This window comes from Aliidiomarina sanyensis, from assembly GCF_003987175.1.
In the GTDB taxonomy this organism is placed as follows: domain Bacteria; phylum Pseudomonadota; class Gammaproteobacteria; order Enterobacterales; family Alteromonadaceae; genus Aliidiomarina; species Aliidiomarina sanyensis.
In genome coordinates this window covers 125240-132693 of record NZ_PIPM01000007.1, presented here as the reverse complement: position 1 = coordinate 132693, position 7454 = coordinate 125240, and the positions used below count along the sequence as shown (strand labels likewise).

Annotated in this window: 7 protein-coding genes; all 7 read right to left on the bottom strand. The window is 48.4% G+C overall.

From position 1 onward, the window contains the following. Positions 1–111 precede the first annotated feature (111 nt). The 7 genes from CWE11_RS08180 to rph all read right to left on the bottom strand — a co-directional run bounded on the left by CWE11_RS08180 (position 112) and on the right by rph (position 7224). On the bottom strand, positions 112–825 hold the full coding sequence (locus CWE11_RS08180; RefSeq protein WP_126777130.1) for a hypothetical protein: 714 nt from the start codon (positions 823–825) through the stop codon (positions 112–114). Between the two features lie 108 nt (positions 826–933). Next, the gene (locus CWE11_RS08175; RefSeq protein WP_126777129.1) at positions 934–2457 is read right to left on the bottom strand and encodes an ATP-binding protein; all 1524 of its coding nucleotides are present in this window, start codon (positions 2455–2457) and stop codon (positions 934–936) included. A 99-nt stretch (positions 2458–2556) separates the two neighbouring features. Beyond that, positions 2557–2832 (bottom strand): hypothetical protein, encoded by a 276-nt coding sequence (locus CWE11_RS08170; RefSeq protein ID WP_126777128.1) that lies wholly within the window; start codon positions 2830–2832, stop codon positions 2557–2559. Positions 2833–2884: 52 nt separating this feature from the next. Continuing rightward, the gene (locus CWE11_RS08165) at positions 2885–4207 is read right to left on the bottom strand and encodes a hypothetical protein (RefSeq protein WP_126777127.1); all 1323 of its coding nucleotides are present in this window, start codon (positions 4205–4207) and stop codon (positions 2885–2887) included. A 453-nt stretch (positions 4208–4660) separates the two neighbouring features. Then, on the bottom strand, positions 4661–5524 hold the full coding sequence (locus CWE11_RS08160) for a YicC/YloC family endoribonuclease (RefSeq protein ID WP_126777126.1): 864 nt from the start codon (positions 5522–5524) through the stop codon (positions 4661–4663). A 342-nt stretch (positions 5525–5866) separates the two neighbouring features. Then, on the bottom strand, positions 5867–6511 hold the full coding sequence (pyrE, locus tag CWE11_RS08155; protein WP_126777125.1) for an orotate phosphoribosyltransferase: 645 nt from the start codon (positions 6509–6511) through the stop codon (positions 5867–5869). Beyond that, positions 6508–7224: a ribonuclease PH gene (gene rph, locus CWE11_RS08150; protein ID WP_126777124.1), complete on the bottom strand. Its 717-nt coding sequence runs from the start codon at positions 7222–7224 to the stop codon at positions 6508–6510. Before rph ends, pyrE begins: the two co-directional genes overlap by 4 nt. Positions 7225–7454: the final 230 nt, after the last annotated feature.

The following is a 7454-nucleotide window of genomic DNA, read 5'->3' as shown; positions in this document are numbered from 1 at the left end:
GCTGAGTAAGCACTTTTGTGGATCACTTTGTAGTCGGCGTCTGAAGTATAAAATTAGCTAAGGGTGGATCACTTTTACTCCGTTGTTTTTAGGACAAAAGTGGATCAGTTTTCACCCGTTGTTGACAATAGTCCGTGCTACCAAAAAGGAAGTGCTCTCATGAGTATCCAGCAGAGCCTTACGATAGAGCCAGCAGAGATACGCGAACCAAGCCACTGATAGGCCGATTGCTAGAAAAAGTGGGTGCAAGGACGCTGAAATATGGTTTGCGCCAAAAACCTTAGAAAGGACAGTGGCACCAACGAAAAAAACCACGACTGACGATATACCCGCGAGCGCATAGCAAGGATATGCGACATATGTGTTCCAACCCGGGAACAAGCGTAATGCGAAAGGTTCATCTGCGCCTTCGATACGCCAATTTGGAAGAACGAGTTGCAATCTTCCGTAGGACATTCCCAGCATGCGACGAAGTACGATTAGTTTTCTCCCAGCGAAAACGATGGCCTTTTGACGGTCTGCAAAGTACCGCAAGAAGATGACTCCGGCCGCAATTGAAACCAATAGAACAACGAAAAGCGTCGCGACCTCAGGAACGTACGGAGCAAGGGATGATGTAAGAGCATTGAGGTTTCCGAGAGCAAGCGAGCCAAATGCAGCACCTATTACGATGGATATATTTGCTGCATTTAGGAACACCCGTTCATCTGCTTCCAAGGTTTTTGCGGTTAAGCGATATTCCTCTAGCGCAACGTCCCGCTCTTCAAAGTGGTAGGTCGGAAAATGTTGCCGCCAAGCTGGTTCGTCATCACTATACATAGACATTACGCTCTGGTTTACTCCTTGGCCACTTCATGCCACCAAGCACCAGCGTAATAGGTGCGAGCTTGCCAGCTGTTCTAATTGACGCGTTTGTTATGTGCATTGTTTCTTTCATGGGTTTGCCTGAATGTGTGCTCTCATATCTTCTATTGATTGCTTTAACTCAGCGTCCGTAAATCTTGGATTACTCGTATTTTCAGGGTGGTGTATTTGGTGCCGAACATACTCAGTTAAAACAATTTGTTGTGGCGTTGTGGTTCCGTCACGGTTTAGTCGATTATAAACAACAGTTGGCTTCCCAGCTTTGTAGGCCGAAAGTGATCCTTGTGACTCAATATAACCATAAAGCTCGTTATGATATTCAAATGAGGGTTCATCGAATGCAACATAGTTAACTTCATTCAAGCTTGGATACGGGAGTTCATGCTCTTGCACTTGCCGTATTGATGCCGAATCTTGCCCAGTAATTAATAGTATATTCTCAAACTTCAACCTCTTTACAATTTCCGGGCTGTGGGACGTGAGGATTATTTGAGTACGGGGCGCCTCAGACAACGCTATTAGCGCGTCTATCAGTGCGCGCTGATGGTCAGGATGTTGAGATGTTTCTGGTTCTTCGATTGCGTAAACAACACTTGGCAGCCCAGCTTCTTGCTGCCGCCTTTCCGCTTCTGCGCGAAAGAAGCTAATGAGTATTAACCGCTTAACGCCGCTTCCTCGTTTATTAATAGGAATTTCATTATCACCAGCAATGGCGACATTTTTAAAGACATCGACCCATTTCAGTACACCTGAATCTGGTATTTGAGGATTCAGAGAAGATGCTATATCAGGATTCATTTCGCTGAGCTTAACGAGAGTTTGACTGGCAAGTTGGTCTAGTCTGGATTTAACTGTATCTGCAATTCTGGCTAAATCTGATTGTATTGCTGGATCGCCAAGAATTTCTCTTACAGCAAGACGCATTGGATCTTGTACTTCGCTATCACCATCGCTATTTTTTCTGTCTGCTTGGAAAAGCGTATAAAGTGGCATGTAGGATTTTAATTGCTCCCAAATATTCTTCGAATCAATTTTTGCCACCTCTATTTCAACCTCTTCTAACTGCAAGGCAGACTGACTAAGCCATATGGCTTTTCTTAACTCAGAATTTTTGGTTTTATCTGTGCACGCAAGGGAATGATCGCTTAGTATTTTCTTTAGCTCAGAATTCTTTTTTAGCAGCAGGTCTTTACACCCATCAGCATTAGGATGGTATGCATTGATGTAGACTTTTGCGGTTCCTGCATTCTGATAGCGCTTTATCACTTTCAAAGTATTCGAAGTGGTTAGCAAATACTCATCAGACAACGATGTTTCGTTAGTTGCATCAATTATAATCGTGGCTGGCAAGTCTTCAAACTCAACGGAAATTTCAATACTGTTGTCGCCCGCCATGAGGTTAGCTTTATTTATGTCCTCTTTATCAAGCTTTACATTTCCTTTGCCATCGTTAAAAAATATATCAAGTGCCTCTAGAATGGTGGACTTTCCAATATCATTCTTGCCAACCAGAACTCGCAAGCTCGGAAACTCAACATCTATTCGACTTGAATAGCCGCGAAACCCCTTCACTCCAACCGATTTTATTTTCATTTGATTATTTCCTTGTGCTTAGTTCATTTGGACACATAACGCTTTTCTCACCGGTAAATTGAGCACGCAGTGGGTAACTTATCCGCGTGCAGCAACTTGCTATAAGTCTTTTGCACGAATTCGATGAATTTCTTTAAAGTATTTTTTTGAAAGACCAGAATAGAACTGCGGGGTCACATGATGGCAGTGAGCCAAATGTCCGGCCAAAGATCGCACCTCTTCTGCCGGTAGCTTCCCCTTTTTGAACAAGCTCAACATCAGACGCACATGATCCTTTAATTTGCGGTTGATGGTTATGTGACCATCCGTGCATACACGAAGACCTGTAACGGATGCGGTTCCTCCAGTGCTGCTCCCAAAGCGAGTCTTATCCATGTTGATTTTCAGTCGTGGCGCCTTGTTCAATTTAATAACGCCCTCGCCGCCTTTACCTCATAATCTTGTCATAATCAGCTTTGACACCGCTAGGCACACTTGCTGGCTCAATGTAGCCAAGGACTTGTTTGAAGTTCATTCGGCAGGAAGAACTGTTCGCCAGACGATTCCCCAGAGGATTATCTTTAACCATAGCCGACCTAATCATTGTTGCAATCTCTCTTGGGGAGAAGCCACGAATCATCTGATCGTAAGCAGGTATCGCCGAGTTTGAAATCCCATAGCCATTCCCTACTCGACAGCAAAGAACGGTTTGAACGAACTGCTCTTGTACGGTTTCAGGGATAGCACCCTGTTGCGATAGCTCTAAAAGCCTCTCGGCGAATGGGGGTTCATTGTAAAAATTGTTCATTCCATTATGTACGTTCCAAAGGCGCTCAACAGAACGAGAGAAAACAAAATGCTGTTCAGATTCATTAAGAAGAGGAAGAAGTCCGAGCTTCTCAAAGAATTGAAGGGAGGCGATGTGCTTTTCCTGCTTCCCCTTTGCCACATACTCAGAATGTCTATTGATAAGGTCGGACTTTATGGTAGCCGTGAAAGTATCCTTTAGACCTCCGCAAAGATCTAATGAATTTAGTCGAGCCGGCTCCGATGTATTTGGATCGCAATAAATTCCATGCACCATCCCGACGAGCATCTGTCTTTGGGCTTCATGCGTTTCAGTGAGCCGCTGAATCCAGATTTGACATTGATTAGCATTGAACCTTTGGCCCTTTACGGCAGCTATAAACGCGCCAATATCTACGCCTTTCGGAGATGATGAATCTGCAAGGGCATATCTAATGCAACGATTCAGGAACGTGGTGAACTCACGATCGTTAATATTCCCTAGAGTAGGATGTGCTGCCGAAAAATTATTTCTAACTTCACGACACTGGTCTAGTAGGAAGAATCCATCTTCGTCAACTATGTTCAACTTGAGGCAAAGTTCAAGAAGCCTGCTATCTTGGAGTTCAAGAAGATTCTTTTCCTCAAAGTCAGACTGTTTGATCTGCGCGACAACCGCTAATCCGAAATTTCGAACCTTAGCTCTCAATCGTAAAATCGCAGCGTTCCAAATGTAGTTCATTGCGCCGTCAAATAGCCCGGTACTTACGGCAACGCACATCCGAGCGACCAGCTCACCTCGTAGATCTTCGGGAATTTCCCGAAGCTCTCGTGGCAAGGCCCGCCACGCATATTGAATTTCTTCATCACTAGCAAGCATCTCTCGAGGGATGCTCAGAGAACTCGTTAGCTGAGAGATAGCTGGAAGAACCGTGTCCGGCAATGCGGGTAAGGCCACATCCTGCCTTTTCACCAAACCATTCATTGATATGCCTCTAAATATTGACAGTGGCTTTCTGGCTCACATTTGAATACTCATCACGCCTAATATCTCCAATACACAGCCATGCACACTTTGCCATCTTGCAACCTTGCCTGTTATCTACCCCAAGATCACCCTAGGAGCCATACAGATCAGGGTGCCAAAGCCTTAAGAAAATGCACAACTAGACCGCAATAATGCAGCGAAACGAGAATTCCTATCGGCGAAGAAAAACTTATGAGGAGGGCTCTTCCTTGAGGAAACTACTGAGCTGGCTCAATAATCGCTCGCCATAATTCCGTCGGCGTGCTTGTCTAATCTTTCTCGAGACTACTAAATGCCCCTCTGAGGAACAAGAAAAAAATTTTCGTGGTGCCGAGCACAAAAAGACCCCCAGTCATTGGATATCCAACGAGTGAGGGTCTAGTTACTTAAGTAGCTTTGAGCGCTAAGAAATTACTCAATATTCTGAATCTGCTCCCGCATCTGCTCAATCAACACCTTAATCTCAACGGCTGAATTAGTGATCTCTGCATTAATCGACTTAGATCCCAAGGTGTTTGCTTCACGATTGAACTCTTGCATCATAAAGTCGAGGCGGCGGCCGCAAGCACCGCCTTTGCGCAAGATTCCGCGAGTTTCTTTAATGTGTGAATCCAGGCGGTCGAGCTCTTCGGCTACATCCATTTTCTGCGCCAGCAACACCATCTCCTGAGCCAAACGCTCGGAATCTAGTTCAATCTGGGCCTCTTCAAACTTGGTCCGCAGGCGGTCGCGTTGCCATTCAATAATCTCAGGCATGCGAGCCCGAACTTTCGCCGCTTCTGAGCCAATGGTCTCGAGACGGTCATCAATCAGTTTGCGCATGTTCGCGCCTTCGCTGGCTCGTGCTTCAATAAACGCAGCAAGAGCACGCTCGAAACCTGCCACGAGATCTGCCTGAATTGCATCCATGTCGGCTTCTTGTGCTTCAAGCACGCCGGGCCAACGCAGAACATCAATGGGGTCAATCGAGGCTTTTGCGCCTTGGCTTTGCACCCACTCGGCGCTGCGCAAGACAGCTTTGGCAAGCGCTTCGTTAATCTGCAGCTCGGTATTGGCTCCTGGGTTGGCGTTGAACCGTAATCCACATTCTACTTTTCCGCGGTTTAGGGCGTTGCGGAGTCGATCACGCAGTACCGTTTCCATGCCTCGGAATTGCTCGGGGAGGCGGAAGAAGGTTTCGAGGTAACGTTGGTTTACTGAGCGTAGTTCGAACACGGCTGTGCCCCAATCACCTTTGATTTCTTCGCGAGCGTATGCGGTCATGCTGTAGATCATGTGGATTCCTTGGTTTTTTCAATAACGCCCAACGCAGTGCGTTGGCTACATGGGTGCGGTGTCTTGGCCGCACGGCCCAACGCAGTGCGTTGGCTACATGGGTGCGGTGTCTCGTCCGCACGGCCCAACGCAGTGCATTGGCTACATGGGTGCGGTGTCTCGTCCGCACGGCCCAACGCAGTGCGTTGGCTACATAGGTGCGGTGTCTCGTCCGCACGGCCCAACGCAATGCGTTGGTTACATGGGTGCGGTGTCTTGGCCGCACGGCCCAACGCAGTGCGTTGGCTACATGGGTGTGGTGTCTTGGCCGCACGGCCCAACGCAATGCGTTGGCTACATGGGTTAGGCGATACCGTATTGTTCGCGGTAGCTGCGCACTTTTTCGAGCATGGCCTCTTGGCCGGGTTGCTCGCCCAGATATTCAATAATGTCACTGAGCGTGACAATCGCAATCACCTTTGCGTTGTAATCACGTTCGACTTCCTGAATCGCACTTAATTCGCCGCGGCCTTTTTCTTGGCGGTCTAGCGCAATCAAGACGCCGGCTAACGAAGCGCCACAGGCTTCAACGATATCCATGGACTCACGAATCGCGGTTCCCGCAGTAATCACATCGTCCACGAGCATAATCCGTCCAGCGAGATCCGCTCCCACGAGGCTGCCACCTTCACCGTGGTTCTTCTTCTCTTTCCGATTAAAGCAATAAGGGACGTCTTTGCCATAGTGCTCGAACAAACTCACGACCGTTGCGCTCGCAATCGGAATCCCTTTGTATGCAGGGCCAAACAACACGTCATATTCAATCCCGGAGTCTTGCAGCGCGGCGGCGTAATAGCGGCCGAGTTTGGCTAAATCGGCACCGGTATTAAATAGTCCTGCGTTAAAGAAGTAGGGGCTCGTGCGGCCTGATTTTAAGGTGAACTCACCAAACTTCAGCACGCCTTTTCCGAGGGCAAATTCAATAAATTCGCGCTGATATGCCTTCATGAGTTTAGTGCCTCCTGCTGAATGTCATTGAGCTCCCGAATTGCGTGTTTCGCGAGTTCCACCATGGCGTTCATCTCGTCGAAGGAGAAAGGCTCACCCTCCGCCGTCCCCTGGATCTCGATGATCTTCCCGGTATCGGTCATCACCACATTCATGTCGGTCTCAGCAGCTGAGTCTTCAGGGTAGTCCAAATCTGCGACCGGTTCGCCTTTGTAGATGCCAACTGAGATTGCAGCAACCATGCCTTTGAGCGGGTTTACTTTTACCAGACCTTTCTTGCGCATAAAGTTGATAGCATCTACCAACGCAACGCAGGCGCCGGTAATCGATGCGGTCCGGGTTCCACCGTCGGCTTGGATGACGTCGCAATCCACGGTAATGGTATTTTCACCAAGGGCGCTCAGGTCAATAATGGCGCGCAGTGAGCGTGCAATTAGACGTTGGATTTCCATCGTCCGGCCGCCTTGCTTGCCGCGTGCGGCTTCGCGATCGGAGCGAGTATGGGTCGCGCGCGGAAGCATCCCGTACTCGGCAGTGACCCACCCTTGACCTTTGCCTTTTAAGAAGCGCGGTACGCCCTCTTGCACGCTGGCATTACACAGCACTTTGGTGTCGCCAAACTCAATTAAGACGCTGCCTTCAGCATGACGGGTGTAGTTCCGAGTAATGGTTACGGGGCGGATTTGTTGCGCGGTACGGCCACTTGGACGCATGAGATACCTCAGTGGTTGCTAAATGGTGGGCGAAAATCGGGGGGTATTATAGGCGATCGCGCGCATGGTAGCCAACGCCCCGTTACGGAACATGCGTTGGGAGGATGCTTTAAGTCGGCACCCAACGCATTGCGTTGGTTACGGATATCCCACATGCACCCAACGCCCCGTTACGGAACATGCGTTGGGAGGATGCTTTAAGTCGGCACCCAACGCATTGCGTTGGTTAC